Raw genomic sequence first — 26724 nt, forward strand, 5'->3', positions numbered from 1 at the left:
GCTATATGATCACGAAAGCGCGGGACAATCCGCTGAGATCAAAAAGCTCGCGCACCTCTTCGGTCAAAGACCTCAGGGTCAAACCGCCGCCCGCCTCTTCCGCGGCATCGCTGACCAATAAGAGCGTTCGAAAACCTGCACTTGTCAGATAGTCAAGTTTCGCCATATCGAGGGTTACCTGATGATGTCCGGCCGCTACAAGCCCCGACAGATGCTCTGTCACCTGGCTGGCATTCCCGCTATCAATCCGGCCGGCCAAGGCCACGGTCGCTGTGTCGGCTTCGCGCGTTTCTTCAATTTGCAATCCCGAAATCATGGGTGCTCTCCCTTCGTGTCTTTGTTCTATGGCCTTGGTCACAATGGTCTGGTTTTTGCCATTTACGCGCAAGTAGCTCATGCTGTCTGTCAAGGCGCGCACCATATCAAGGCCGCGTCCGCCGATACGTGGGCGACTGGTGTCAGTCTGATAAACCAGTTGTGTGGGATCAAACCCTGGCCCGTCGTCTGTCAGACACAGCGTAAAAACCGAATCCTCGACCAGCATAGCGACTTCGATTTTCGCCTCCCCGCCGGTCGGACGCATCTCGCTTGCTCCGTGCTTGATGGCATTGCTGATCAGTTCATCCAGCACGATCTGAAGACGCGCAGTGGACGCATTCGGTATCGCGTTCGCCACCGCCAGGCTGTCCAGCGCATCTCTGACGATCTGCATCTGCTCAATCCGCGCGAGAAGAGTGACGGAAACAGAATAAAACGCCGACGTCATCGTACAACATCCCCGTCGGCGACGAAGCCGATGTTTTGCCTGTGGCACCGCCGCCAGTGGTGGCCACTGATATCCTTCAGTTGTCTGGTATGAACCATTGCGTATGTCTCAATCCAAGGGATCTGTGCGCATCATGTGGGAAATTCAAAACCTTAAGCACCGGGCGGGCATCGCCGCGACCAGAAGGTCTCTGAATATCGCGAAAAAGAGGGCTGTGATACCGCCACCGGTGTCGATTTCATGCGGGCGCGCAGGTCGATTGGGCAAGAGGGAAAACACATGGCAGATCAACCTCAGAGGTTCACATGGTCCAGGTTTCCTACAATCAGCCATCTGTGAACATAAAGAATCCGCTGTCTGGTTGGGTGAAAGGCCGCCCGCAGGCCGACTTGAACACTCTGCATTTATGGCAAACAACGTTCTGTCGCGACGGCACAACGTCACGCCTGCAGCCATCTGCAAAGCCCCGCGAACAGATATGTACCGCAACATTCCTGCGGTGTGGATATGTGAGTTGTGCATCGTCGCCTCTTTCAAGCGCGAAATAGAAACCTCACTAAATCTGAGGGTGTGTTGTTTCCCCATAGGTCAAATGCCTATCGCGCCCGGAAAAAGACTGTACGATCTTGAGATGAACAATGGAAAAGCGGACATTGGCTCAAAGGATGCAGTTATGCGGCAGACACCGGCGCGTGTGTTTTTGATCGACGACCACCCGATTGTGGAAGCGGGCCTCAAGCTTGGATTTGGTCTGTCGAACGCCTTTTCCCTCATTGGATCAGAGCGGACCCACGATCAGGCGCTGAACCGGGTCGAGGACCTGAATCCAGACGTCATCCTATCGGACCTCGTGATCGCTGGCGAACTCGATCTTACCTATCTGACACAATACCGCACCCTTTTGCCCAAAGCACATCTTGTCGCTTTTTCCTCGCTCCCTCCTGACGCTTATGCCGAGAAATGCAGCGCAGCTGGGGCAGATGGTTTCGTATCCAAGGCAACGTCACCCCACGAACTGGTCGCAGCCCTTACCCAGATCATGGAAAAAGCCCCAGCCCCCGAAGCCCCAAGCGCTGGTGATCCAGCCTCCAAGGAGCTGATCGTGGACGGTGTTCCTCTGACACCGCGGGAAAGCGAGGTCGGTCTTTCCTTGGCGCGGGGCCAGTCGACGGCAGATATTGCGGCGCGTCTGAAGATTTCCAAGAAGACTGCGGCGATCCATCGCGACAACCTGCGAAAGAAACTGCATTGCCGCACAAGCAACGAACTCATTGCGTTACTCGCGCGAAACCTGTCAGGCCGATTGGGTTCGTGACATGAAAGCGGCTCTGTCCAAGCCGGTGGCTATCGCGTTGGGCTTTGCTGCGTTCGCCGTTTTCGGAACCCTTTTCATCCATCCCATCGCATTGTGTTTCCTTACCGGACCTTACTGCGCGTATCTGCTGGGGCGGCGCCAACATCCCGACCTTCATGACGGGATTTGCATCCTTGGCACCACTGCAATCTCCGGGCTGGTTCTATGGCTGTTTTTGGGCCTGGAGATCATTGCGATTTACCTCTTAGTCGCAACATCGACCGGATTCCTGTGCAGCTTTGTAACCCGCCCCAGCAGAATATTGGCCGCCATTGCAGGACTGGCGTTTGCGATGGCGGCAGGATCCGTTTGGGTTACGTATCCCGTATTGCTGGTCATCGGTGTTGGTTTGGGCGGCGCGATGCTTTGTCTGCAAACCCACTGGCTTGAGCAGTCTCGAAATGCACAGCTTGATCTGGAAGACCTGATTGCCTTGCGGACACAGCGCATCAGATACCTGCTTCGCGAACGTGACGAAGTGACCACACTGGCGGTTCACGATTTGCAAAGCCCGATCCAGGCGATCGCAGGGATGCAAAAGACCCTGCTGCACATGCTGGATGACGAAACCCCGGACAAGGCAAGCATGCGGCAAGCGCTTGAGGTTGCAATATCGACCAACGCGGATTTGTCCGACCGCATTGGATCGCTGCTTAGTGACAGCCGCGACCACCTTGGTGGGGCGACGGATACAACCCCGCTCGCCAGAATCCTCGAAGGCACAATTGCGGCTCATAAAATCGAATTGAAAACCCGCGAGATTTCGGTCCAGGCAGACACGGCGTCCCAAATCCACCTGCGCAATGATGAAGACATCAAAGACATCCTCGATGTGCTGTTGGACAATGCCATCAAATACACACCCGATGATGGGAAGATCGCAATTATTGCGCGACATGATGCACCCGAAAACAAGGTCATCATTGATATCTGTGACAATGGCCCCGGTGTCCCGGAGATAAAAAAGGAGAACCTGTTCTCTGCCCCCAAGAACAGCAAGGCCGTCAACGGACGCACTGGGCTGGGTCTCTATCTTGCCTCACGCCGTGCAAGGCGTCTTGGTGGTCTTCTCAGATACATACCACCGAACCATGCTGGAACCACGTTCCGCATAATTCTTCCTACAGCATCTCCTGAAGCATAGCACCCGACCATAGACTGTGGTGCGGCATTGCGATGAGGCTTGTTCACCCCTCGGAGTCTTCGGCTGGAGTTTGGCGATTGCAACCCAACTTCGAACCGGATGACGAAGCTACTGAGAGTTTACAGCGACGATCAATGACCTTTTGGACGGTTTCGCGACCTATGTGCATCCGCCCATCAAGGATTATGATCGCGACAAATGACCTTGCAAGAAGATCACAGACGCAGTTTGTAGCGTGGGACGCAGGGCCTCCAGTCGCGGCCCATCCTGAGCTGAGGAGCGCGCAGTGACATCCAACTCGTCAGACCTTCGCGGGATCATCCTGATGGCAGTCGCAATGCTTGGTGTGCCGATGGTGGATGGCATTGCGAAGTATCTGAGCGCCGATTACTCGCCCCTGTTCATCGGATGGGCGCGCTATGCGGTTGCCAGCCTGATCGTGATACCTCTGGCCTACCGATACCACGGGATGCGCATGTTCCGGAGGAGCAGCGGTTCGCGCATCTGGTGCGCACCGCGTTTCTGGTGACGGCCATGACACTCTATTTTCTGGCCATTGCCCGCATCCCCATTTCCCTCGCCGTCAGCGCCTATTTCGTCGGTCCGATTGTTGCGGTCGCCTTGTCTGTTCTGTTTCTGAAAGAGACCTTCACGCGGTGGAAACTGCTCAGCCTTGTGTTGGGGTTTGTGGGTTCCCTCATCGTGTTACAGCCCTCAGGTGACATCGAGATCGGCCTTATCATGGCCTTTGGTGCAGGTCTGTTCTTTGCGCTTTATCTGATTGCGACGCGGCAGGCCTCGCAGAACAGCGACCCGATCAAAACACTGGCGTTCCAATGTATGCTGGGCACGGTGTTACTCAGCCCGCAGGCCGCATTCACCTTTGAGCTGCCGCAACTGGATGTACTGTGGCTATTTGCCGGTCTTGGCATCATCTCGGCCATTGCACATCTGATGACCATTCTGGCTTTCCGACTGGCAGATGCCTCAACCCTGTCGCCCCTTGTCTATCTGGAACTGGTCGGCAGTGCCGCTATCGGCTTTGTCATTTTTTCCGAGATACCCACTCTATCAACGATTGCGGGTGCTGCGCTGATCATTATCTCTGGACTGGTTCTTCTCAGAAAACCAACAGCGCAGTGAAGCGGAGGCACGATGGTATGAAGGCAAGCATTGATATCATCAATTGCAAGGACCTGAGCGCGGCCCAATTGGAAAACCTGCGCAGGTTGAGTGTGTCCAAGGATCAGGCCGAATTCGGTGGAACCTTTGGGGAAACGCTGGACGCTGGCCTGTCGGATCGCAGTGGGGTGGTTCAGGCATATTGTTTCCTGAACGAGGATGCGCCGATTGGGATCGTTGCCCTGAAACGCGCGCCCGCCACCGCAGACTGGGTTCCACAGAACGCAGTGTCCCTGCATGGGTTCAAGATCGATGTCGGATGGCAAGGCAAAGGCCTTGGAAAGACCACCTTCCGGCTCGCCGTGGGGGCAGCCGCGCAGAAATGGCCCGATGCACAGCAATTGGTCTTGGCGGTCGATGCAGACAACAGCACTGCCCTTGCCGTTTACCGGAGTTTCGGCATGGCGGACAGCGGGCCCGTCTATTCGGGACGGATTGGGAAAGAGCATCGGCTGTCGATGCCAATTGGCCCATCGGATGTCCATCAGGCACTGGCTTAGGAACTGTATTTCTCAAGATGTCACGAAGCGGCATCAGCCGCGTCTTGCCACCCAAGAAGCGCAATCCTTATGGCTCGTCCGGAATGGGTCCGGGGGGCAACTTGTTCGTGGTTGCCTCATGGGCCGCTGCACTTGCGGCCTTGCGCTGCTCATCTGTCAAAGCCTCCTCACCTGCGATTTCGACCTTCACGTTGCGTTCTGCCATCCGGATGCCGTTGGCTTCGAAGATATCGCGCACACCCTGATAGGCATCACGCCGTACCAGCCATTGTTCGCCGGGTCGGGTCATGAATTTGACCCCGACCACCATGTTGAATTCCTCCATCCGACGCACCCCCTGTGACTTTAGCGTCTCGATGATGCTGTCGCCGTAATCCGGGTTCTCCTTTAGCTGTGCCCCGACCTGTTTGATCAGCTTTTTCACCAGTTTCAGGTCTGTGTCGAAGGGGACGCGGAATTCCAGCTTCATGATCACCCAATCGCGGGAGTAGTTGGTCATGGATTTCAGCTCACCAAATGGCAGCGTGTGCACCGCGCCCCGGTGATGGCGGATCTGCAAGGACCGGATCGAGATCTTCTCGACCGTGCCGCGCAGCTGATCGATCTCAACATATTCACCAACCCGAAAGGCATCGTCGATCAGGAAGAATATGCCGGACACGACATCCTTGACCAAAGACTGCGCACCAAAACCAATCGCGATGCCCAAGACGCTTGCACCGGCGAGGATCGGCGCAATGTTCACGCCCATGGACGACAGGATCGACATGGCAACCATCAAGAGCAGCGTGACCATCAATACGACGCGCAAGAGGGGCAAAAGCGTTGCCATCCGCGCCTCAGGACCCGGCGCTGAACCGTCTGTCGGCGGGCGATAGGCATTGAGCCTGCGATCAATTGCGGTGCGGGCCCAGGTCCAGAGCAGATCGGCAATCAGCAGCGCTGCGGCGCTGTCCAGCAGCACCGAGAAAAGTCGCTGCATGACAGTTGGGTTTTCAGCGCTTTCAAAGATGCCCAAGTTCCATATCAACGCCAGAACAAAGCCAACCGATATGATGGCCGCGAACCGCACCACACGCTGTGCAATCGGGCGGTAGGTCTCGTACGGATCGACAACCTCCGCTACTTCTTCCACTTCTGCGTCCGCAACGATGTCGTCGGACGCCTCGATGACGGGCGGCGGCGGGAGCTTGGCCATATAGTCGGCAATCGCGGTGTCAAAGGCGTGATCAACCCAGGCGCGCAGCAATTTCAGTGATACGATCAGGATACCAATGCACAGAATACTCCACATGATCGGACGCAGATCCAATATCCAGAATGCCAGCGATAAAACGATAAGCAGGCTAAGAAAACCACGCCATTTGCGGGCTGACTTGGACCCCGCCCCAGGGTTTAGGCGCGCGGCGATAAAAAACCCTGCATGCAGACACAGGAGCGCTGTCAGGCTGACCACTCCAGCGAGCATGACAGAGACTGCGAGAAGCGCGTTTTCGCCACCCTGCGGCTTGAAGACCTCAATGACTTGGGCAAAGACATCCCTGAAGGCGACGGCGACAACCAAGACAGCGGCGAATGCCAGCGCCGTGCGGGAAATCAGGCGTGCCATGCCCGTGCTAACAGGAACCAGCCGCAGACGGGGCACGAAGGGGGCAAAGAACAATAGCAACATCGTGCCGACCACACGGATGACGACGATGGCCATCAAGAGGTTGAGGATCAGCACAAAGAGGATGGGCGGCCATTCAAATGCAGAGAACGCGCCGATGCTGCCCACAGCGAAAGCCAACAGTCCGGCCAAGGCAAGCCCCGCCCGTGTGATTGCTGCTGTGATGCGCTTTGCGGGTGTCTGGAACTGCGTGATTTCAAGGCGGCGGCGTATGGGATTGGAGTATTGCCTGAAAAGCCATTCGAGGCCCGCGCCGAGAAACAGGAAAATCAGCACGAAGGTCAGGCTTTGCACCCGGCGATCGTCTGTGACTTGCTCCCTCCATCTGCCCTGCACCAGTTCAGGAGCTTGACCTAGCCCTTCCCATGTGCGGACCAGTGCGGAAATGCGGTCTTGGGTGCGCAAGATCAAAGCGTCCAATTGATCCCGCACCCCCAGTGCTTCTGCTGTGGTGGCCGTCTCGGCCTCGTCTGCTTGTTGGCGCAGCCATTCCTGCACACGTTCATCGGCCAGCAAGCGCGTGAATTCGTGAATATCATTCGTTGAAGGGGCTAGGATCGGGGTGTCGGTCTGGGCTGACACTGGTCCTGACAACATGATGACAAGCATAGAGATCAGCGCAGCCGTTGCGCGGCGCAGGGCGATCATGCCGGGGCCCCGGTTGCGGAGGGCGCGTCTGAGGGTCTGGCATCCTCAAACGTGTAATCCGCGGGGTAAATCGCCAGGACTTCGACCCTCCCACCGGCGGGCTTGAGTTGGCACGCGAGCCTTGCACCCTCTGGCGCGCCGACCCTGTACAATGTGCGCAGTTCCATTTCCGAAGGAGACGGGAGCGGAAAATCAGATTTGACGATACGTACCGCGCATGTCCCGCACCTGCCCCGCCCGGCGCACAGATTGGCATGCGGCTGATCATTGCGCTGGAACCCATCCAGCATGCTGAGCGCAGAGGTTGAGACCATCTGGGGGCCGCCATCGCGCACAAGAACCACCTCTTGCGTCTTTTGCAAGGTGAGCCGAACAAGACGTGCCGCCAACGTCAAAGCCGCCAAGACAATGGAACCAATGATGACGATGTTCGTAATCTGTCTGATCTGAGCAAACGGCACGGTGACATTTTCTGGCATCGCAGGGTTTTGAGCGAGCTCTCCGCCGTTCTGCCCCGCGATCAGCATTTCCCGCCCCGCTTCAGCATAGCCCAAGAGCGCCACAACCGGGACAATCACCGCAAGCAGGTAGAGCCAATAGAGCAGCCGCCCGGCATTTTCCTTCGACCGCAGCCACGTGAAGAGGCCTGCGCACCCATGCACCCAGACCACAGACAGCATGACAACTTGCAGCAAGCCAATCGTTGGCGCACCGAGCCAGAAGAGGCGGACCGTGTCCGCATAGCCCAGGTTCAGTCCCGCATTCGCTGCCATCGAAATGCCAATGGCGTGGGTTGCCAAAAGTGGCACCACAAGCACCCCGGTCAGCAATTGAACGATGTCTTGCGTGTTCGTACGCAACGTGGGCCGCACATAAATCGCCCAAAGGCCCAGAAAGAAGTGGCTTAGGAGGGAGACGAACAGCAATGTCCCTGTGATTTGCCCTGTCCAGACCCCCGACAGATAAGGGCGTGCGGCATCCATTGCGTCGATAGAGATCAAACCAAAGCTGAGGTTCGTCAGATGGCTTGTCACGAAAGCCAGCAGGAACAGACCTGACCAGATGCGAACGGCGCGCAAGATAATCGCTGGCGTGAGTCTACTTGTCATTGCGCGGCTCCTTGTGTGGGCAAGTCTGGCGTACAAGGGCGGAGGTGGCCGCTGATAAAGTGGTTCGGCATTATTAGTCCCTGTTTGCGCATACCTTGGCGTATTCTGATCCGTGCTGGCAAGCTACAAGGTTGTTTCTGTTTTCTGGCGACCTGATCCAAGAGGCGACGGTATCCCGCGTGTTTTCAGAGCGTTCGAGTTGAACCGGTCGCCTGGATGCTAGGTCGTGCTGACCGAGCCAATCGAAAGGTCCATGGACACCTCAATTCGAAGCTCCTGGGACTGACCCGCCTCTCCGCTTTCGACCATGCGCACAAGTTCGTCCGCTGCCCGGCGGCCCATTTCAGCATGGGGCACCCGTACCGTAGCGAGCTTGGGGGTCACAATGCGCGCAAGTTCAATCCCGTCGAAACCGGTGATGGAGACATCACGCGGCACATCCAGTCCCATCTCCTGAGCGCGCGAGATTGCGCCAACGGCCAGCACATCGTTCCCGCACATGACAACAGTCGGTCGATCCTCGGCTTGCATGAGCTCTTCAAAGGCATTCGCGCCGTTGTCGATATCATAGGCTGTTTCGATGATCGGAACGGTTTTGGGGTCGATGCCCGCATCCTTCAGTCTGTCAGTAATACCCTTGAGCCGGTTGGCCGCGCGGTCGTTGCCATCGACCTTTCCCGAAATGACGGCAAATTTCCTGTGGCCCAACGCCAGAACCTGATCACACAGCTGATACATCGATGCCCGGTTATCGAAACCAATGGCGGGAAGTGCATTTCCCGCTGTGAACGCCCAAGCCAGAAGAAAGGGGACGTTGCGGCGCCTAAGGAAATCATACACCGCCTCATCACGCCAATATCCGATCAGCAGAATCCCGTCAGCACCGCGGCTGATGAGGGCGCGTACCTGTTCGGCTTCAATCTCGGGGTCATAGGAGCTGCTGGACACCAACAAAGTGTAGCCATGTTCGTGAAGCTGTTCCTGAAAGGCCTGAATACCCTTCGCAAAGATGGCGTTCTCCATCGTCGGGATGATCGCGCCGATGGTCCATGACCGTTTGGCCGCCATGTACCGCGCGCCGAAATGCGGCGTGTAGCCCAAGCGGTTCACTGCTGTCTGCACCCGCTCAAGTGTTTCTTTCGAAACAATATCTGGATTGTTCAACGAACGGGAGACGGTCGCGGGCGAAATCCCTGCATCCTTTGCCACATCGACCAAAGTCGGAACGCGATGCCGTGACCTCATTTCACAAAACCCTTCAGGAACATGATCGGCACTATAGATCAAAAGATGGCTGAGAACACGCAGAACACCCGCGTTCAGGTCACTGTCCCGGAAGATGCGCACAATGAATTCACTGAAAGCGCTTGCATCGACTCACTGAAAGCGCTTTCATGCACGTGCAGCCAACTACTGTGAGCCTCATATGTTCCTCTACGCGTCCCTGATCGTCTTCCTTGTCTACTTTGCAAATGTAGCGGCCGGAGCCTTCTGGGATCGCGTGGTTTTTGGAGATGTGGGTGAGATGTTGGTTCTTTTCGCGGCGTCGATTCTTTTCGTCATCGCGATTTTGAAAAAAGAGGCTGACCGAAACCAACGAAACGGCAGCTAACGTACCACCGGGAGGAAACACAATGAACGACGAAAAAAAGATGCTGGCGTCTGCCGAGCGTCGGAACTTTCTCAAGCTGTCCGCAGCGGGAAGCTTTACAGCAGCGCTGGTCGCAGGTGCCGCCGGGACGCTTTGGTCCAGTGAAGCCGCCGCGCAATCGGCCAACGAAGAGCGTGATCGCGAGAAAGCTGCAGAGCATGTGATGACCCTTGCCACGGCATATGTGCTGGGCGCGTCGCGCAGCTATCCTATCATGCAGCTGGACCTCAAAGAGAACATCCAGAACGCAACGAACGGCAAGGTTTATGTAAAGCTGGCGCCGGGTGGTCAGCTGGGTGCGGGCGGCGCACTTGTCCAAGCCGTGCAGGGTGGCACGATTCAGGCTGCACAACACTCGCTGTCCAACTTCGCGCCTTTCGCCTCCACTGTTGACCTGATCAACATGCCTTACCTGTGTGGTTCCAATCAGCGGTTCACCAACCTTGTCACGTCCGATTTCTGGAAATCCTCGGTTGAACCGAAGGTCGAAGAGAACGGCTTCAAGGCGCTCTTCTACGTCAACATCGATCCACGGGTTGTCGCTGTGCGCAAGGGTGGCGCAGGTGCTGTTCTTTCCCCATCGGACCTGGATGGTGTGAAGTTCCGCGTTCCCGGCTCCAAAATGTTGCAGCAGTACTACCGCATGGTTGGCGCAAACCCGACACCCGTTGCATGGGGCGAAACACCCTCTGCGATCAAACAGGGTGTTGCTGATGCGCTCGACCCCTCCGTGGGCGCGCTTTATGTGTTTGGTTTCAAAGACATCCTGTCCCATGTGACCTTCACTCAGGCGGTTCCGGATTCGCAGGTCTATTCCTGTAACCTTGAGTGGTTCAACTCCATGCCAGCCGACATCCAGGATGGCATCGTCTGGGGTTCTGAGATGACAGCACACCAGAACCTGTCCAAAGTGCCATCCGCACGCGCCTATGCGATGTCTGAACTGGCCAAATCCGGCGTCGAATTCCACGGCCTCAGCGATGATCAGCTGGGCGAGTGGAAAGAGGCAGGCGGCTTCCAGCGTTCCGAATGGGATGAGTTCAAAGTCGAGCTTGCCGGTTCCATGGACAACTTCGCCAAGATGGAAGAAGCCGCAGGCACGCAGGGCAAATACTACGTCCACGACGCCTAAGCAGTTTGAACGAGCGCGGCTTTCTGGCCGCGCTCGTTCGAAAGCTGATGCCGGATATGACGCCGCGCCTTCTGGCGGAGCGACAGCATAACTTCAGTGGGGCGCACCATGGAAACTCTCAGGAAACTTGACCAAAACGCAGAGCGGTGGCTGCTGCTGGTGTTTTACGTCATGCTTGTCATCACAATGGCCATCGAAGTGCTGAGGCGTGAGATATTCGCCTATTCAAGCATTTGGGGCGAAGAAATTGTGCGTTTCTCCTTTATCTACCTTGCGTGGGTCGGAGCCGCTGCCGCGGTAAAGGAACGGGCGCATATCCGCATTGATGTGGTGATGCACTATCTGCCCAACCGGCCCCGCGCATTGCTCTATATCTTCGGTGATCTGGTCATGCTGATCGTCGCGGTCATCGCGCTTTACTGGTCCTGGGAGGCGCTGCATGTCTCCTACAAGTTCGGGTCGGTGACAGACGGTTTGCGCGTCTCAAAGGTCTGGTTCCTCTTTTCGGTGCCGCTTGGCTTTGGCCTCATGATCTGGCGGCTGGCGCAGTCTTTTGCCCGTGATTTCAAATCCCTTCGTGACGGCACCCCCGTTTACGAAGGTGACACGCTGTTTGATTAGGGGCGACCGATATGCTTTGGAACACGCTGAACCAAACAGTTGAATTGGGCTGGGATTTTTACGTCCCCGTCATCCTCTTTGTTGCTCTCATTGCGTTGGCTGTCCCGGTTTGGGCCGCGATCGGCAGCTCCGCGATCCTGATGCTGCTGATGTCGGGCGACCTGCCGCTGAGCCTTGTGGGCGAGCGGTTGTTTTCGGGCATTGATGCCTTTGCGCTGACCGCCGTGCCCTTGTTCATCCTGACCGGGGATGTCCTCGTGCGAACCGGGCTCAGTCGAAAATTTCTGGACGTTGCCGAAGCGCTGACCTGTTTCACCAAAGGCGGCTTTGGGTCGGCCACGGTGCTGGTTTGCGGCATGTTTGCCGCGATCTCAGGCTCTGATGCGGCAGGGGCCGCAGCCGTGGGCCGCATGACCATCGCGCGGCTGGTGGAGAGCGGATATCCCCGCCCCTATGCTTGTGCACTGGTTGCTGCGGGTGCTTGTACGGGCATTCTGATCCCGCCCTCCATCGCCTACATCATCATCGGTCTTGTGCTGGGCATATCAGCCTCAACCCTGTTTCTTGCAGCCTTGATACCGGGCCTCGCTATCCTGTTGGCCATTCTGATCACGAACCTGATCATGAACCGCATTCACGACTACGAAGGCGGCGGGATGATGACTTTTGGTGAGTGGCTCTCAAAACTTGGTGCCGCGCTCAAATCAGGGTGGTACGCCTTCATCGTGCCGGGGATCATCTTCTACGGTATCTTCTCAGGCCGCCTGACGCCAACCGAGGCAGGCGCAACGGCTGTGGTCGTGACAATCCTGATGGGGTTCCTGTTGCGCACGCTCAGCTTTGCAGACTTCCCCGCCATGCTGGTCAGTTCGGCCAAGGTCAACGGGGTGATCCTGCCGATCATCGCCTTCTCTGTCCCGCTGGCCGAAGCGCTGGCGATCATGGGTGTCCCGCAAGGGTTTGTCACCACGGTCACGGGCCTGACGGATGAGCCCTGGCTGCTGATCCTGTTGATGATCGGCATCCTGATTGCTGCGGGCTGCGTGATGGAAACGACGCCGAACATCGTGATCCTCGCTCCGATCCTGAAGCCTTTGGCGGACAACATCGGCATGAACGAGATTCAGTTCTGTATCATGATGATCACCGCGCTGGGTGTGGGGTTCATCACTCCGCCGCTGGGACTGAACCTTTTTGTTGTGTCAGGCATCACCGGGGAATCGATCCTCAAGATCGCTGTCCGCGCCGTGCCCTTTGTCTTGTGCATGTTCGTGGTGGTGCTGTTGATCGCCTATGTGCCTGCGATTTCGACAACGCTGCTGCCTGATATCTACAAATGAGCTATCGGTCTGGAGGGCGCATGCTGTGGCTCACACAGCAGGCCCTCCGCACCGGTCGTTATCCCAACACCGACTTTGGAAAGTAAAAGCTGACGACCCAATTGGGCATATCCACAATCTCGGAAATGCGCAGATCACCTGAAACGCTGCACAGCATATAGGCTTCAACCGGAGAAACCTTGGCTGTCGCACAGATCCAGTCGATCATCTGCCGGACGGCGTCGCGCGAAGATTGCATCAGGTCAGGCCCGATCCCGGTGGTGACGCGGTAGCCTTTTTGATCAATGTGGTTTGTGACCGGGCCGCTTGTTTCAAGGCGCGGGAAGTCGAACAGGGCGTTCTTGATCAGGTCGACCTTGATCTCCACATCCATCGGGCTTTCGATTGCCGTGCCGCAGATTTCACCATCCCCCTGTGCTGCGTGGGTATCGCCCAGCGACAAGAGCCCTCCCGCCACTTCAACCGGCAGATAGAGCGTCGTGCCCTGGCAATTGTCGCGAATATCAAGGTTTCCGCCCACGCGGCGCGGCGGGACAACGCTGTGCTGGCCCGGCTCTGCCATTGCCAGCCCGATTGTGCCGACAAAGGGTTTCAGCGCCACCTGACCGAAGGGTGAGAAGACGGCGGGTTTTGCAAGGCCCGTGTCGTAGTTCCAGACATGCAGGGCCGCGTCCGGAAATTCATCCGCCAGCAGACCGAAGCCGGGGATATTCGCCGTCCAGCCCCAGCCGGAGGCGTGGAATGCGTTGAAGGTGACCGCAACCGCATCACCGGGTTCGGCCCCCTCAACATAAATCGGCCCGGTGACCGGGTTTACCTTGTCGAAATCGAGCGCCTTGAGATCATCAAGCGTGGCTTTGGCGTGCAGCTGCCCGCCGGAGGCATCAATCGTCTCAACCGCGATGGTCTGCCCCGGCGTGACGCTGAGGACAGGGTCTATGGTGTTGTCCCATCCAAGGTGATGATTGTGTTTGTGGATTGTGTGATTGCAGCTCATCGGTGGCCTCCGTTTGCGTGGCGTCATTCCATTTGCGGCCCCACCTTACGCGCTTAACCGCACGGGTCCATGTGCAAGATAAGCCTCGATTGGGGATGGATTGTCCGGTGGGGCCTGCCCTCCGAAGTGCGCAATGATCCCCGCAACCGCATTCAATGAGGTTTGCACCGCACCTTCGACCCATGCCGGTGTCCAGCTCACCCCGTCACCCGCAATAAAGATCCCGCGTTCGGCTGGCGGCATGTCCTCTTGCATGAAATGACCGAACATACGGTGGTTGTAGCGGTAATGCCCCGGCAGCGCGCCCTTGAACGCGCCAAGGAAATTCTGATCCGCCTCCCAGCTGACGGTGATCGGATCGCCAAGGATATGGCTGCGAATGTCGACGTCAGGGTAGATCTTGCCAAGCGCGGACAATGCCAGTTCAACCCGTTTTTCCACAGGCAAAGGCAGCACTTTCAACGCGTCCGTCATCCACGCATAGCTGAGGCACATGACAGACGGTTTATCCGGTCCGTTGTCAAACAGATACGTTCCCCGCGTCATCCGGTCCGTGAGGGTCATCGACATGGTATCGCGACCCGTCACAGGGTCCGCATCTTTCCAGAAGGGCCTGTCGACCATGACAAAGGTCTTGGCTGATTGCATATAGCGCGTGCGGTCCAGTGCCATCCAAAGGTCTTGGGAAAACAGGGTTTCCTCTGTTTCAATCTGGGTGGTCAGAAGATGGGTCTGACAGGTGACCAGAACCACGTCAAAAGCCTCCGCACGGCCCCAGCTATCCGTCACTTCAATCTGATTTTCGGATATGCGCCGGATGCGTTTCGCCACTGCGCGTGTTGCGCCGTCGTTCAGCCCCCGCAGGGTCGTGCCCCTTGGCCAATGGGCGATCTTGTCCGGCGCCCTTTGCCAAAGCTGGCGTGGCACCTGTTCGACCCCGCCCACCATGTACCGCTGGTGTTCGTCGCATTCCGTGACGTTCACCCTCAGGATTTCCAGCATGGAGTTTGGAAAATCACTGTCCCAGCCGCCGGTGCCAAAGCCGACCTGACCAAAAACCTCCCGGTGATGGAACGACAGTTTCTGAAACGCCTCTGACGACACAACAAAGTCATAGAAAGTGCGTTCATCCCATGCCGCGACAAGCGGGTTCCAGATGTCCTTGATGCGGGGGATGTCCCGGTCCCGGATGGCCTGTTTGAGGGCCGTGAAATTGGCGCCCTGCTCAAGCGCTTCATCATAGGCCTGCGCGACCTCCTGAAAAAGCGGCGGCAGATCCTTCAAGGTGCGCGCGTAGTAGGTCTTGCCCAGCAGGTCGATCACGGTGGACCCGGCGGCAGGGGTAAGCGGGTTGGGGAACGGTTTGCTCTCTATCCCCAACAGATCCACGTAGTGATAGAAGCCGGTGCTTGAAACCGGAAAGCGCATGCCGCCCAATTCGGCGATCACCCCGTCCGCCCCCTCAAACGGTTGCGAGCGCAAGCGTCCGCCAAACTGCCCGGCCTCGAACAGGATCGGGCGCAGGCCCAGCTTCATCAGCTCATAGCCCGCAATCACCCCGGCAGCACCGGCACCGATAATGGCCACTTGCCTGCCGTGCGCCGCTTGCGGCAATTTGCCAAGACCGCTGGGATGTTTGATCCAGTCGTCGTAGGCAAAGGGAAAATCAGGACCAAAAACTGTAACTGGCTTCATGTGAGGTCTCCGTAAAGGTCCGGACGACGATCAGCGAGGTGGGTTTGCGCGCGCCGTGCCTCGGTCAGGGTAGCGCGCTCCAGTGTGGCATAGAGGATCAGGTCCCGATCAGCGCCGCGCGCAATGTCAGTACCATCCGGCCCGGCGACGCAGGACAGGCCGTTGTAGGTGAACTGCCCCTCTTTCCCGACGTAGTTACAATAGGCCAGATAGATCCCGTTCTCCTCTGCCCGTGCGGGGACAAGGCGGGTGGCGATGCTGTCAAAGGGGGTCATGTTGGCGGTGGGTGTCACGATGATCTCTGCCCCCTGCAAGGCCAGCGCGCGGGTCAGTTCGGGGAACTCCACGTCGTAGCAGATCGCCAGCGCGATCTTCCAGCCGTTCAGGTCGACCACGGGCGACAACGCGCTGCCTGCGGTGAACTGCGCCCGGTCGACATCACCGAAGAGGTGCGTCTTGTGATAGCGCGCAATCTCCGCCCCGGACTTGTCGATGGCCACGCAGGCGTTGAACGGGTGCGGCACCCCCGGCAGAGGGAGGCCTGCAACAAGCGCGATGCCATGGGCCATCGCAACCTTTTGCAGGCCCTCAAGGGCCGGAACAGATTGCGCCGCATGGGCGGCAACGGCCTGCGGACCGATGTCATACCCACCCAGAAACATCTCGGGCGTAACCAGCAGGTCAGCGCCCTGCCCTGCTGCGGTCTCAGCCGCATTCTCGAGCCCTGCCAAAGCGGTGGCGATGTCGGGTTGTGGATGGGTCTGCCAAAGTGCCAGTTTCATCAGATCCCCCTAGTAGGTTTCGGCATAGGCGGCGCATTTTGCATCGGTATCCATCTCCGCCAGATGGGCGATCTCAGCGTCTTTGTGGGCGCGGTAAACCTCTGCGAACGTCGCCGGGAACCAGCCTGTGACCGTGTCATTCCCGGCAAAGGCATCAAGCGCCGCTTCGAGGGTTTCAGGCAGCCGGGTGAAACCGCGCGCGGCCAGTTCATCGGGCGATAGCAGTGACAGATCATCCTCTGTCGCGGCGGGTGCGCGCAGCCCATCCTCGATCCCCTGACAACCGGCATGCACCACGGCCGCCAGCGCCAGATGCGGGCAAGCCGCAGCATCTGCCGCGCGGTATTCGATGTTGAATTGCCGGGCGATCGCGGCGGGGTCCCGAGCGGTCACAGGGCATACCCTGAGCGAGGCTTCGCGGTCGCGAAACCCCAGATTATTGTACGCCGCTGACCAGCGATGTGGTGTCAGCCGTTCGTAGGAGACAACCGATGGCGCGGTGAGTGCGAGGATGTTCGGGAGGTATCTGAGCACACCTGCTGCAAAGGCATCCGTCAGGTCCGACATGCCGCAAGGACCGTTTTCGTCATGGGTCAGCGGTGTGCCTGCGTCATCCTGAAAGCTCAGGTGGATATGCACCCCGTTGCCGACAGACGCGGTATCAAGGATCGGGGCAAAAGTTGCCTCCTCTCCAGCCGACCGGGCGGCAGAGCGGGTCAGCTCACGCAGGATGACAGCAGCATCTGCGGATGCCACGCCAATCTCCGGCGCGACCACAACCTCGAACTGGTGGGGCCCGTATTCTTTCATGATGCTGTCGGGCGTCAGGCCGCCTGCCTTTAGCGCCCCCATCAAGGTTTCCATCAACGCCCGCTGATTTTCAAAGGCGTTCCGCCCAAATCCTTCGTTCGGCAGCCCTGTGCCTTTCAATTGGAACTCATGCTCAAAGGCAGAAAACAGACGCGCCCCGCTCAACCCGTGCAGACGGTCGAGGGCGTCGCGCAGGATTTGCCGGGTGCAGAATGCCCAGGGCTCACCGTCAAGCGTGATGATATCGCCCAGCATGAAATGTTCCGCTGCACCATCGCCAAACGCCACTTTCACCTCGCAGGCAGGGTCCGGCACCAACAACAGATCACCCAATGATCCAAAGGGGCTCTCTGCGATACTGTCAAAGCAGGTGATCTGCACGTTGGTCGGCACCCATCCCACCCCACGGCTGAGGCGTTTTTCAAGCTGGTCGGCGGGAAAAGCCTTGCCACGCACCTTCCCGGCGATGTCGCAGGTGGCGGCGAAGATCAGGGGCATCGGGGTCATTCTGGTCTATCCTTTGTCGTGACGCGCAGCGCGTCCCAGCTTTCGATCCGGTCTCTGGTCTGTTCCCAGCTGTCTTCGGCGATACGGGTCACAATGGCTTCGGTAATGGCGAGGGCGGAGGAGTAAGTGTCCCACAACGTACCGGATTCGATTGGCACAGGCAGCACGTCAGAGGCATGGCGCGCGACAGGTGAGATCCATTTGTCCGTCATCACGATGACGCTGGCACCGCGTTTGTCACGCGCCAACTGCGCCAAAGACGCAAGCGAGGTTTGATAGCGGCGAAAATCCACAACGAAAAAGATGTCTCCGGCTTTCATTTGCAACAGATACTCCGGCCAGGTTTCCGGATCGGACGGCAAATGAAACACCCCCCGCCGCGCTTGGCGCAGGTGGAATGACAGATGCGCCGCAATCGTGTCACTGATCCGCCCGCCAATCACGTACACGCTGTGTTTGGGATTGGCGAGCAAGGTGCAGACGCGGTTGAATTGCTCCTCGGTGATGGCGTCCCCTGCAATGGCCATCTGCGCACTGGCCTTGGCCAGAAAATCTGACAGGTAATCCCCCTCGATGTGTCGCCCACGCTCATGCACTTCCACGGGGCTGCGGTCGCCGTCCTTCAGCTCTGCGATCAGGGAGCGCTGGAATTCCTGATACCCGGCCAACCCGATCTTTGTCATGAATCGGGAGATCGACGGGGCTGACACCTCAGACCGCGTGGCGAGGTCCTGAATGGAGGACAGCCCCGCGTAGGGATAGTCCGACAGGATCGCCGCCGCCAGCTTGCGCTCACCTGCGGTGAAGGCATCGGAGGCCTGTTCAATCTTCTGTTTGATCTGCACGGGTGCCCCGCGTTTGCTCCGGTTACCGCTCCAGCGTTTATGAAAATTTTCTTTCAGTCAACTTGAAATGCTTGACTTTGGAATTTTTCGTTCGTCTACTTCAATCATAGCTGGGGAGTGGCTGTGAATCGATCAAACGTCATTGATGCGTCTGCAAACGGGCATACTGGACAGGGAAGCCTGCTGGGTGCGGCCGATCCGGCACCGGTTGAGATGTGTCACGGGTCGTCCGCTTCGCCTGTGCTGCTGCTCTGCGAACATGCAGGCCAGGCGGTGCCGCATGCCTTGAACGGGCTTGGTTTGCCCGAAGGGGCCATTGACCAACATATCGGCTGGGACATTGGGGCAGAGGATCTGGCCCGCGCAGTTTCTGACAATCTGCAATGCCCGCTGATCCTCCAGCGTTACAGCCGCCTAGTGATGGATTGTAACCGTCCACCCGGATCAGAAGGCTCCGTGCCGGAGGTCAGCGACGGCATCCGCGTGCCGGGGAACATCGGGTTAAGCGCTGAGGGTCATGACCTGCGCCGCCACGCGATTTTTGATCCGATGAACAACGCAATCAACGCGGCCTTCGACAGCCATCCGCGTCAGGCTGTGTTTGCGATCCATTCCTACACACGGCACCTTCAGGGGCAGGAGCGCCCGTGGGATGCAGGTTTTCTGGCCCGGCGCGATCCGCAAACGGCTCAGCAGCTGATGGATGCAATTTCTGCCGCTGCGCCCGATATGAAGCTGGCGCTGAACCAGCCCTATCAGATCGACGACGCCAGCGACTGGTTCATCCCGCGCCACGCGGAAACCCGTGGCGTTCAGCATACGCTGATTGAAGTGCGCAACGACCATCTGACGCATGAAGCAGGCGTTGCGCAGTGGGCGGATCTGTTGGCCGGGGCGATCCGGTCTGTACTGGAGAACACGCAATGACTTTGACCCGCAATCTGCCTCTGGCCCCGGCCGAGGCTGCCTTGCTTTTCGTGGACGTCCAGAATTTCGCCGCGCACCGCGACGGGGGGGAATTCAAGGGCATGCCCGAAGCTGAATTTGCCAGCAAATACGGCTGGTTCTTTGATGAGCTGGACGCCCGCGTCATCGGCAACATGCAAGCCATCCAGACGGCATGCCGCGCGGCACAGGTGGAGGTGATGTATACCACCATCGAAAGCCTCACACTGGACGGGCGCGACCGGTCGCTGGATTACAAGATCACCGGGTTCAACGTGCCCAAGGGATCATGGGATGGCAAAGTGATCGACCAGATCGCGCCCGAGGGCGATGAGATCCTGCTGCCCAAATCCTCCTCCTCTGTCTTTATCTCGACCCATATCGATTACGTACTGCGCAATCTGGGTGTCAAACAGCTGGTGATATCGGGGCTGATCACGGATCAATGCGTGGAAAGCGCCATTCGGGACGCCTGCGACCTGGGGTATCTGGTGACACAGGTAACAGACGCCTGCCTCACCTACACACCAGAGCGGCACAGCCACTCGATCCAGACCATCAAGGGATACTGTCGGCAAGTCACCACCGCAGAGCTTGTCGCGGAACTGGCAAGCACGTGAGGGGCGCGGGCGGTCAGAACCGTGAGGGGCGCGCATGCTGGAACTGAGCGGCGTCAGCAAATCCTTTGGCGGCGTTCATGCGGTCCGCGACGTGTCCTTCGTGTTGGACGCCGGAGAAGTGCGCGGTTTGATCGGCCCAAACGGCGCTGGAAAATCCACGCTCGTTAACCTGATTTCGGGTCTTTTGGTGCCCACGTCAGGGTCCATGACGCTGAACGGCACCTCCCTGACCGGCAAAAGCGCCCATCAGCGTGCGCGGCTTGGCATCGCACGGACATTCCAGAACCTGCGTGTCTTTCCCAGCCTGAGCGTGGAACAGAACATTGATGTCGCCCGCTACGCAGGCAGCGGCACGGCCCTGCCGGAGGCAGCGATTGAGGAGTTTGGTCTGCGCGACAAACTCACCCTGCCCGCAAACGCTTTGTCCTACGGCGATCAGCGGCGGTTGGAGATCGTGCGGGGGCTGGCGTTGAAACCCAAGGTTCTGATGCTGGATGAACCTGCCGCCGGCATGAACGAAGAAGAGACAGACGCGCTGGGGCGGGCGCTGAAGTGGGTTCAGCGCGCGGCGGATTGCGCGTTGTTCGTCATTGATCACGATCTGAAATTCATCATGACCCTCTGCGACCGGATCACCGTTCTTGATATGGGGGCCATCATTGCGGAAGGCAGCCCGCAGGACATCACCAAAAACCCGAAAGTCATAAGCGCTTACCTTGGAGAGGAGGTAGGCGCCGAAGCGTAAATTCATAAGACCACCAACAAGGAGATGAACATGAAAAAGTATATCCTCGCCGCACTGGCCTGCACCGCATTGGTGACACCGGCCTTTGCAGAAGACACAATCAAGATTGGCCTTGGCGTCCCGATGACGGGTGACTATGCCCCCTACGCTGAATGGCAGGGCGCGCGCTGCATGGCAGAGATGATCAATGCCGACGGCGGCGTGAACGGCAAGATGATCGAGGTTCTGGTGCAGGACGCCGGTGCAGACACACAGACCGCGATTTCGCTGGCGCAGAAGTTCTTGGACGAAGGTGCGGTGATGCTGGGCACGATACCGTTCTCCGACACGATGATCCCGGTGGCGCAGATCGCTCAAAGCTATGGCGTGTCGATTTTCCAGCCGCAGTCCACGCAAGTGGAAATGCACGCAGGCATTGTCGATAACTTCTTTACCGGTGTCTCTCCCGACCCGTTTACCGCAACCGCAGCGGCGAATTACGCCTTGGAGAATGGCGCCAGGAATGTCGTTCTGCTGACCTCCGATGAAGGCGGCAGCTGGTCTGCCAAAACGCCGCTTTGGTTCGGTGAAGTGATGGAAGCAGGCGGTGGCAAGGTGCTGAGCACGTTGAACTTCAGCTTTGGCACTTCTGATTGGTCTCCCCAGATTGCGGAGATGCGCGCCTTGGGCGAAGAGATCGACGCGGTCTATATCTCCTCCATCATGCCGGACGTAGGTGTGCTGGTCCGCCAATTGCGCAGTGCAGGCATTGACGCCTGGGTTGTTGGCTCGGACGGGTTTGACGATCCGTCACTGGATGCCATCGGCACGGACGATCCGTCCATTCTTGACAAGGTGTTCTTCGCCACTTTGGCCCCCAGCCAGGCAGACAGTGCCGTGGTGAACTTCATGGCAGAGTGCAAGGCCCTTGGTGTGGACGTGCCCGGCCTCTTCCCGGCGACTGGTGCCGATACGGTCAAGGCCGTTGCATGGGCGGTTGAGCAATCAGGCAGCACCGATCCTGCTACAATCGCGAAAACCATCCGCGAAGCGGACAGCATTCCCGTGCTGACGGTCGACAGCATCTCGTTCAAGGACACCAAGACCTACGCACAGCGCACAATTCCGGTGATTGGGTACAAGGACGGCAAGCGGGTTCTTGTCTCCAACGTGGTGCCCGACAACGTGCCGTCTGACTGGTAAACGACGTGGGGCGCGTCCTTTGGTCCGCGCCCCGTTAGCCCCATGCTTGATATCCAGAACCTACGTGTCTTTCACGGCCCCATCGAGGCGGTCCATGGCATTTCCCTTAGCGTCGGCACAGGGCAATGCGTGGCGCTGCTTGGACCCAACGGGGCCGGTAAAACTTCAACAATCTCAGCAATCTGCGGGATTGCACAGGCAAGTGGCACCATCGCACTTGAGGGCGCGGATCTGGCCAAGGTTACCGTCGAGGACCGCATCGGGCGCGGCATTGCTGTCTCTCCGGAGGGGCGGCGGATATTCAGCAATCTCAGCGTTGAAGCGAACCTGCGCATTGGCGGCGGTATCCGGGCGGACCGGGAAAATGTACGAGCCGACATCGAGCGGTGGTTTGATACCTTCCCCATCCTGGGAGAGCGGCGCGCGCAACCGGGCGGCACCCTGTCGGGCGGGGAGCAACAGATGCTCGCGATTGCCCGCGCGTTGATGTCGAAGCCAAAAATCCTGCTGCTGGATGAACCCAGCCTCGGGCTGGCCCCCCGCATTGTGGCGCAGGTCTTCCAGATGATCTCGACGTTGCGCGCCGAAGGCATGACGATCCTTCTGGTCGAACAGAACGCCCGACAGGCGCTGCAGATATCGGACTATGGGTACCTGCTGAACAACGGCCGCATTCAGGCAGAAGGCACAGCGGAAGAGCTGGGCGGAAGCAAAGACATGATGGCAAAACTGACGGGGCTGGGCTGACATGGACTATGCCGCACAACAGATCATCAACGCCCTGTCTTTCGGCGCGGAGTATGCGCTATTGGCGCTGGGGCTGGCGATTGTCTTTTCCGTCATGGGGCTGGTCAACTTCGCCCACGGAGAAGTCATCGCCGTTGGCGGCTACACCATGGTGGCCTTTGCGGCGCTGGTCACGGCCAATCCGCTGATCATCATCGTGGGTGCCGTCGCTGCCACCGCCCTGACCTCGGTCGCGCTGGAGCGTGTGGCGTTCAGGCCCGTGCGTTACGCCGACCCCACAACCGGGCTGCTCACCGCCTTTGGCGTCTCGATCGTGCTGCAAAACCTGTTTCTGTTGTTCATCTCACCGCGCCCGATTGCGGTGACATCGCTCTATTTCCTCGACGCGCCGGTCATGGTGTTCGGGGTGCAGATCTCATCCCTGCAGATCTTCGAATCCGTCACAACCGTGGTGGTGATCATCGGCCTTGTCCTGTTTCTGCAACGCACCACGCTGGGCCTAGCCATGCGCGCGGCCTCGCTCGATTTCGAGATGGTGCGCCTGACGGGCATCCGCGCCAACCGGGTTTTTGCGCTGGCCTTCCTGATTTCCGGCCTGCTCGCGGGGCTCGCGTGCATCTTCATCATGGCGCGGCGTGGATCGGTTGACCCGCACTTCGGCTTCAACCCGGTGCTGAAAGCCTTTGTCGCCTGCGTGGTTGGCGGCTTCGGCAGCCTGCCGGGCGCGGTGCTGGGCGGGTTCCTTCTGGGCGCGGTTGAAGTGGCGATGCTGGTGCTGTTGCCGCAGGAATACGGCGGGCTGAAGGATGCCTTTGTCTTCGGCATCATCGCACTGGTGCTGGTCTGGCGGCCCGATGGCATCCTCAGCCCGGCCAAGGAAAAGGGGGACAAGCTGTGACCCTGACCCGAAGCCAGAAACGCGGCGTTGTCGGAGCCTGTATGCTGGCCGCCATCCTCATCGCGATTGGTGTGCTGGCAACTTTCTTTGCCTCCAACTACCAGCTGCGTTTGGTCTACAGCGCCTTTGTGAACCTGATCGTCGTGCTGGGCTTGCAGGTGTTCATGGGCAATTCGCGGCTGACCAACCTCAGCCACAGCGCGTTCATGGGCATCGGCGCCTATGCCGCTGCGATCTGCGTGACCCCGGTGGCGATGAAACAGATCGCCTTGCCCGACGCGCCATGGGGGCTGAACGCCTTTGCACTGGATCCTGTTACATCAGCAGTGGTTGCGCTGGCCATCACCGGAGTCATCGCCTTTGTGGTGGGCATCTTCATCGTGCGCATGACGGGCACCGGGGCCACGATTGCGACACTGGCCATTCTGGTGATCGTGCATTCGATCTTCCTCTACCGGACGGACATCTTCAAAGGCAATCAGGCGTTCTTTGGCATCCCGCAGGTCTTCTCCCTGACCTCAATCGTGGTTCTTGCCGTGGTGGTCGTGTTCATCGTGCGCGGCTTTCGCGAAAGCCATTGGGGCGTGATGCTGCGCGCATCAGCAGATGACGAAACCGGGGCGGCGGCCATGGGCGTGCATGTGATGCGCCTGCGCCTGATCGCATGGGTGCTGTCGGGCCTGATCCTTGCGGCGGCAGGCATCGCCTACGCCTATTTCCTCGGCACGATTTCGGCGCGGCCGTTCTATTTCAACCACGTCTTCCTCACCCTTGCGATGTTGATTTTCGGCGGTATGCGCACCGTGACCGGCGCTGTTCTGGGCACTTTTGCAATCTCCTTCGGGCTGGAGGTCGTCCGCTGGCTGGAGACCGGTCCGACGGTGATCGGCATCGACCTGCCCGAAGTGCTGGGCCTGTCGGGTGTGATGCTGGGGCTGGTGATCGTGCTCACCATGGCGCTGCGCCCGGTTGGCGTCATGGGCGACCGGGAGATCGAAGAGCTGTTCTACCGCAACAGGTGAAGCGTTTGGGTCTACCGGGCGGCGGCGTGAAACCGGTCCGCCCGTTGACCGGTCAGACACCATCGCTCAGCCAATGCATCGCTAACTTTCCTCAAGCACCTTGCGCGCAACCCGGAAGCATTCCAGCGCCTGCGGCACGCCGCAATAAATCCCGATGACGTGGATAACGGCGCGAATTTCGTCTTGCGAGACCCCGTTCTTGATCGCGCCACGGCAATGGATTTCCCATTCATTCATCTTCCCAAGCGCCCCGATCATCGACAGGTTCATCATCGAGCGGGTCTTGGCATCGATCACATCGTCACCCCACCCGAAGCCCCAGCACCATGCTGTCATTGCTTCCTGGAAAGGTCGGGTGAAATCATCAGCGGCTGCAAGGTTCTTCTCGACATACGCGGCGCCAAGCGTGGCCTTGCGCTGTTCGAGACCTTTCAGAAACAGATCTTCGTCGAATGTGCTCATGGTTTACCCTTTCAGTGTCATGTCTATCGGAACGGGCCTATCCCGATTGATCCAAGACGCCAAACGGTAATCCGCCCGCGATTGATGCGCGGCCCACTTGCCGCGGCGACCTGCCCCATCCATGTCGCACGTCAAACGAGACTTCCCTTACGCATCCAGCGTTGCATGTGCATCGCCCGCGCGTCCGGTTAAAGGTGCCTATAGCGTGTCAGCAAGCCGCCCCAGCATCGCAAGACACTGATTGAGCTGATCCATCTCGACGAATTCATCTGCCTTGTGGGCTTGCTCGATCGCGCCGGGGCCGCAAATGACGACATCCATCCCGAGGTCTTGAAAGATGCCCGCTTCGGTCCCAAAGGGCACAAGGCCCGCGTCATTTGTGCCAATCAACCGGGCAACGATCTGCCGTGCTTCGTTTTCAAGAACCGGGACCAACCCGTCGACCTCCCCGACAACATGCGTTTCGATCAGCGCATCGGGGCAGACTGCCTGCATCTTCGGCAACAACACATCGGAGCAATACTTCTGAAGATGGCTTTTGACAAAATCAGCATCTGACTTCTGCACCGGGCGCATTTCCCAATCCACCTGTGCCTTGGGTGCGATCACGTTGTGGACCGTGCCGCCATGCAAGGCCCCAACGTTTATGGTGGTCCAGGGTGGTTCAAACCGGCTGGTTGCAGGGGCCATACCGCGCAACCGCTCCTTCAGATCAAGCAGATAGGTGACATAGCGCGCTGCATATTCGACGGCATTTACGCCGAGATCGGGATTGGAGCCATGCCCCTCCAAACCCTGAAACGAGGTCGTGTATTCATAGCAGCCCTTGTGCCCTTCGATGATGCGCATATTCGTCGGCTCACCAACAATGGCGACGCTGGGACGGATGCCTATCTCTCCCAAGGAGTGCGCCAATTGCCTTGCACCGATGCAGCCGACCTCTTCGTCATAGGTGAATGCAAAATGCAGCGGCCTGTCGCGCACAACTTCCGCAAACCTTGGCGCCATGGCCAGTGTCGCTGCGATGAACCCCTTCATGTCACAGGACCCGCGTCCATAGAGCCGCCCGTCACGTTCCGTCATGCAGAAAGGGTCGGTCGTCCACTCCTGATCGGTCACGGGAACAACGTCGCTGTGCCCCGAAAAGACTATGCCGCCGTCGCAGGGGGGACCAAGCGTGGCAAAGAGGTTCGCTTTTTTCCCGCTTGGATCCCTGAACAGCTGCACCTGAGCGCCTGACTGCTTCAACAGCGTGCCGATATAGGCGATCATCTCAAGGTTGCTGTCGGCGGATACCGTTGGGAAGGCAATCAGATCTGCAAGAATGGCCTTTGTGGTGCCCAGCACGGGA

The 26724-nt window shown here is 58.6% G+C and carries 27 protein-coding genes; 16 read left to right on the forward strand and 11 right to left on the reverse strand.

Features of this window, described 5'->3' with window-relative positions:
• Position 1 precedes the first annotated feature (1 nt).
• A complete protein-coding gene (locus Q1A91_RS19340) occupies positions 2–766 on the reverse strand; it encodes an ATP-binding protein (protein ID WP_299881560.1) in 765 nt (254 codons plus the stop codon).
• 406 nt (positions 767–1172) lie between these two features.
• On the opposite strand from Q1A91_RS19340, the gene Q1A91_RS19345 reads away from it, so the two are divergent.
• From Q1A91_RS19345 to Q1A91_RS19365, 5 genes are all read left to right on the forward strand, one after another.
• Positions 1173–2081 carry a response regulator transcription factor gene (locus Q1A91_RS19345; protein WP_299881563.1) on the forward strand — a complete coding sequence of 303 codons (909 nt, stop codon included), beginning with the start codon at positions 1173–1175 and terminating at the stop codon, positions 2079–2081.
• Position 2082: 1 nt separating this feature from the next.
• Complete coding sequence (locus tag Q1A91_RS19350) at positions 2083–3264, forward strand: HAMP domain-containing sensor histidine kinase (RefSeq protein WP_299881566.1); 1182 nt, start codon at positions 2083–2085, stop codon at positions 3262–3264.
• Positions 3265–3550: 286 nt separating this feature from the next.
• On the forward strand, positions 3551–3793 hold the full coding sequence (locus Q1A91_RS19355; RefSeq protein WP_299881569.1) for a hypothetical protein: 243 nt from the start codon (positions 3551–3553) through the stop codon (positions 3791–3793).
• A gap of 5 nt (positions 3794–3798) precedes the next feature.
• A complete protein-coding gene (locus Q1A91_RS19360) occupies positions 3799–4407 on the forward strand; it encodes an EamA family transporter (protein WP_299881572.1) in 609 nt (202 codons plus the stop codon).
• A 17-nt stretch (positions 4408–4424) separates the two neighbouring features.
• Positions 4425–4946, forward strand: a complete 522-nt coding sequence (locus Q1A91_RS19365) for a GNAT family N-acetyltransferase (RefSeq protein WP_299881574.1) — start codon at positions 4425–4427, stop codon at positions 4944–4946.
• A 67-nt stretch (positions 4947–5013) separates the two neighbouring features.
• Here Q1A91_RS19365 and Q1A91_RS19370 read toward each other — a convergent pair whose 3' ends face one another.
• The 3 genes from Q1A91_RS19370 to Q1A91_RS19380 form a co-directional block, all read right to left on the reverse strand.
• Positions 5014–7263, reverse strand: a complete 2250-nt coding sequence (locus Q1A91_RS19370) for a mechanosensitive ion channel family protein (RefSeq protein WP_299881577.1) — start codon at positions 7261–7263, stop codon at positions 5014–5016.
• Positions 7260–8372: a 2Fe-2S iron-sulfur cluster-binding protein gene (locus Q1A91_RS19375; protein WP_299881579.1), complete on the reverse strand. Its 1113-nt coding sequence runs from the start codon at positions 8370–8372 to the stop codon at positions 7260–7262. The genes Q1A91_RS19370 and Q1A91_RS19375 overlap by 4 nt, the downstream gene beginning before the upstream one ends.
• Positions 8373–8591: 219 nt before the next feature.
• A complete protein-coding gene (locus tag Q1A91_RS19380; RefSeq protein WP_299881582.1) occupies positions 8592–9617 on the reverse strand; it encodes a LacI family DNA-binding transcriptional regulator in 1026 nt (341 codons plus the stop codon).
• Between the two features lie 181 nt (positions 9618–9798).
• Between Q1A91_RS19380 and Q1A91_RS19385 the strand changes: the two genes are divergently transcribed.
• The 4 genes from Q1A91_RS19385 to Q1A91_RS19400 all read left to right on the forward strand — a co-directional run bounded on the left by Q1A91_RS19385 (position 9799) and on the right by Q1A91_RS19400 (position 13116).
• Complete coding sequence (locus Q1A91_RS19385; protein ID WP_299881585.1) at positions 9799–9984, forward strand: hypothetical protein; 186 nt, start codon at positions 9799–9801, stop codon at positions 9982–9984.
• A 22-nt stretch (positions 9985–10006) separates the two neighbouring features.
• The gene (locus Q1A91_RS19390; protein ID WP_299881588.1) at positions 10007–11155 is read left to right on the forward strand and encodes a TRAP transporter substrate-binding protein; all 1149 of its coding nucleotides are present in this window, start codon (positions 10007–10009) and stop codon (positions 11153–11155) included.
• 108 nt (positions 11156–11263) lie between these two features.
• Positions 11264–11776, forward strand: a complete 513-nt coding sequence (locus Q1A91_RS19395; protein WP_299881591.1) for a TRAP transporter small permease — start codon at positions 11264–11266, stop codon at positions 11774–11776.
• Between the two features lie 11 nt (positions 11777–11787).
• On the forward strand, positions 11788–13116 hold the full coding sequence (locus Q1A91_RS19400; RefSeq protein WP_299881594.1) for a TRAP transporter large permease: 1329 nt from the start codon (positions 11788–11790) through the stop codon (positions 13114–13116).
• Positions 13117–13174: 58 nt separating this feature from the next.
• On the opposite strand, the gene Q1A91_RS19405 is transcribed toward Q1A91_RS19400, so the two are convergent.
• The 5 genes from Q1A91_RS19405 to Q1A91_RS19425 are packed head-to-tail and all read right to left on the reverse strand — an operon-like array spanning position 13175 to position 18752.
• Positions 13175–14113 (reverse strand): acetamidase/formamidase family protein, encoded by a 939-nt coding sequence (locus tag Q1A91_RS19405; RefSeq protein ID WP_299881597.1) that lies wholly within the window; start codon positions 14111–14113, stop codon positions 13175–13177.
• 45 nt (positions 14114–14158) lie between these two features.
• A complete protein-coding gene (locus Q1A91_RS19410; protein ID WP_299881600.1) occupies positions 14159–15808 on the reverse strand; it encodes an NAD(P)/FAD-dependent oxidoreductase in 1650 nt (549 codons plus the stop codon).
• Positions 15805–16590, reverse strand: a complete 786-nt coding sequence (locus Q1A91_RS19415; protein WP_299881603.1) for a carbon-nitrogen hydrolase family protein — start codon at positions 16588–16590, stop codon at positions 15805–15807. The genes Q1A91_RS19410 and Q1A91_RS19415 overlap by 4 nt, the downstream gene beginning before the upstream one ends.
• 9 nt (positions 16591–16599) lie before the next feature.
• Positions 16600–17907, reverse strand: coding sequence for a glutamine synthetase family protein (locus Q1A91_RS19420; protein ID WP_299881604.1), 1308 nt, complete (start codon positions 17905–17907; stop codon positions 16600–16602).
• The gene (locus Q1A91_RS19425) at positions 17904–18752 is read right to left on the reverse strand and encodes a MurR/RpiR family transcriptional regulator (RefSeq protein WP_299881607.1); all 849 of its coding nucleotides are present in this window, start codon (positions 18750–18752) and stop codon (positions 17904–17906) included. Before Q1A91_RS19425 ends, Q1A91_RS19420 begins: the two co-directional genes overlap by 4 nt.
• Positions 18753–18875: 123 nt before the next feature.
• On the opposite strand from Q1A91_RS19425, the gene Q1A91_RS19430 reads away from it, so the two are divergent.
• Genes Q1A91_RS19430 through Q1A91_RS19460 form a run of 7 tightly spaced genes read left to right on the forward strand, consistent with a single transcriptional unit; the run spans position 18876 to position 24911 of the window.
• Positions 18876–19679: an N-formylglutamate amidohydrolase gene (locus Q1A91_RS19430; RefSeq protein ID WP_299881610.1), complete on the forward strand. Its 804-nt coding sequence runs from the start codon at positions 18876–18878 to the stop codon at positions 19677–19679.
• Complete coding sequence (locus Q1A91_RS19435) at positions 19676–20317, forward strand: isochorismatase family cysteine hydrolase (protein WP_299881613.1); 642 nt, start codon at positions 19676–19678, stop codon at positions 20315–20317. Before Q1A91_RS19430 ends, Q1A91_RS19435 begins: the two co-directional genes overlap by 4 nt.
• Positions 20318–20351: 34 nt before the next feature.
• Entirely contained in the window at positions 20352–21062 is a 711-nt protein-coding gene (locus tag Q1A91_RS19440; protein WP_299881616.1) for an ABC transporter ATP-binding protein, read from the forward strand.
• Between the two features lie 30 nt (positions 21063–21092).
• Positions 21093–22244 carry an ABC transporter substrate-binding protein gene (locus tag Q1A91_RS19445; protein ID WP_299881619.1) on the forward strand — a complete coding sequence of 384 codons (1152 nt, stop codon included), beginning with the start codon at positions 21093–21095 and terminating at the stop codon, positions 22242–22244.
• Between the two features lie 42 nt (positions 22245–22286).
• On the forward strand, positions 22287–22991 hold the full coding sequence (locus Q1A91_RS19450; RefSeq protein WP_299881622.1) for an ABC transporter ATP-binding protein: 705 nt from the start codon (positions 22287–22289) through the stop codon (positions 22989–22991).
• Between the two features lies 1 nt (position 22992).
• On the forward strand, positions 22993–23889 hold the full coding sequence (locus Q1A91_RS19455; protein WP_299881625.1) for a branched-chain amino acid ABC transporter permease: 897 nt from the start codon (positions 22993–22995) through the stop codon (positions 23887–23889).
• Positions 23886–24911 (forward strand): branched-chain amino acid ABC transporter permease, encoded by a 1026-nt coding sequence (locus Q1A91_RS19460; RefSeq protein ID WP_299881628.1) that lies wholly within the window; start codon positions 23886–23888, stop codon positions 24909–24911. The genes Q1A91_RS19455 and Q1A91_RS19460 overlap by 4 nt, the downstream gene beginning before the upstream one ends.
• Before the next feature lie 81 nt (positions 24912–24992).
• Here the strand turns inward: Q1A91_RS19460 and Q1A91_RS19465 are convergent, their stop codons facing one another.
• Positions 24993–25373: a carboxymuconolactone decarboxylase family protein gene (locus Q1A91_RS19465; RefSeq protein ID WP_299881631.1), complete on the reverse strand. Its 381-nt coding sequence runs from the start codon at positions 25371–25373 to the stop codon at positions 24993–24995.
• A gap of 198 nt (positions 25374–25571) precedes the next feature.
• Positions 25572–26720, reverse strand: coding sequence for an acetylornithine deacetylase (gene argE / locus Q1A91_RS19470; RefSeq protein WP_299881634.1), 1149 nt, complete (start codon positions 26718–26720; stop codon positions 25572–25574).
• Positions 26721–26724: the final 4 nt, after the last annotated feature.

Source organism: uncultured Sulfitobacter sp. (assembly GCF_947500075.1).
Taxonomy (GTDB): Bacteria; Pseudomonadota; Alphaproteobacteria; order Rhodobacterales; family Rhodobacteraceae; genus Sulfitobacter.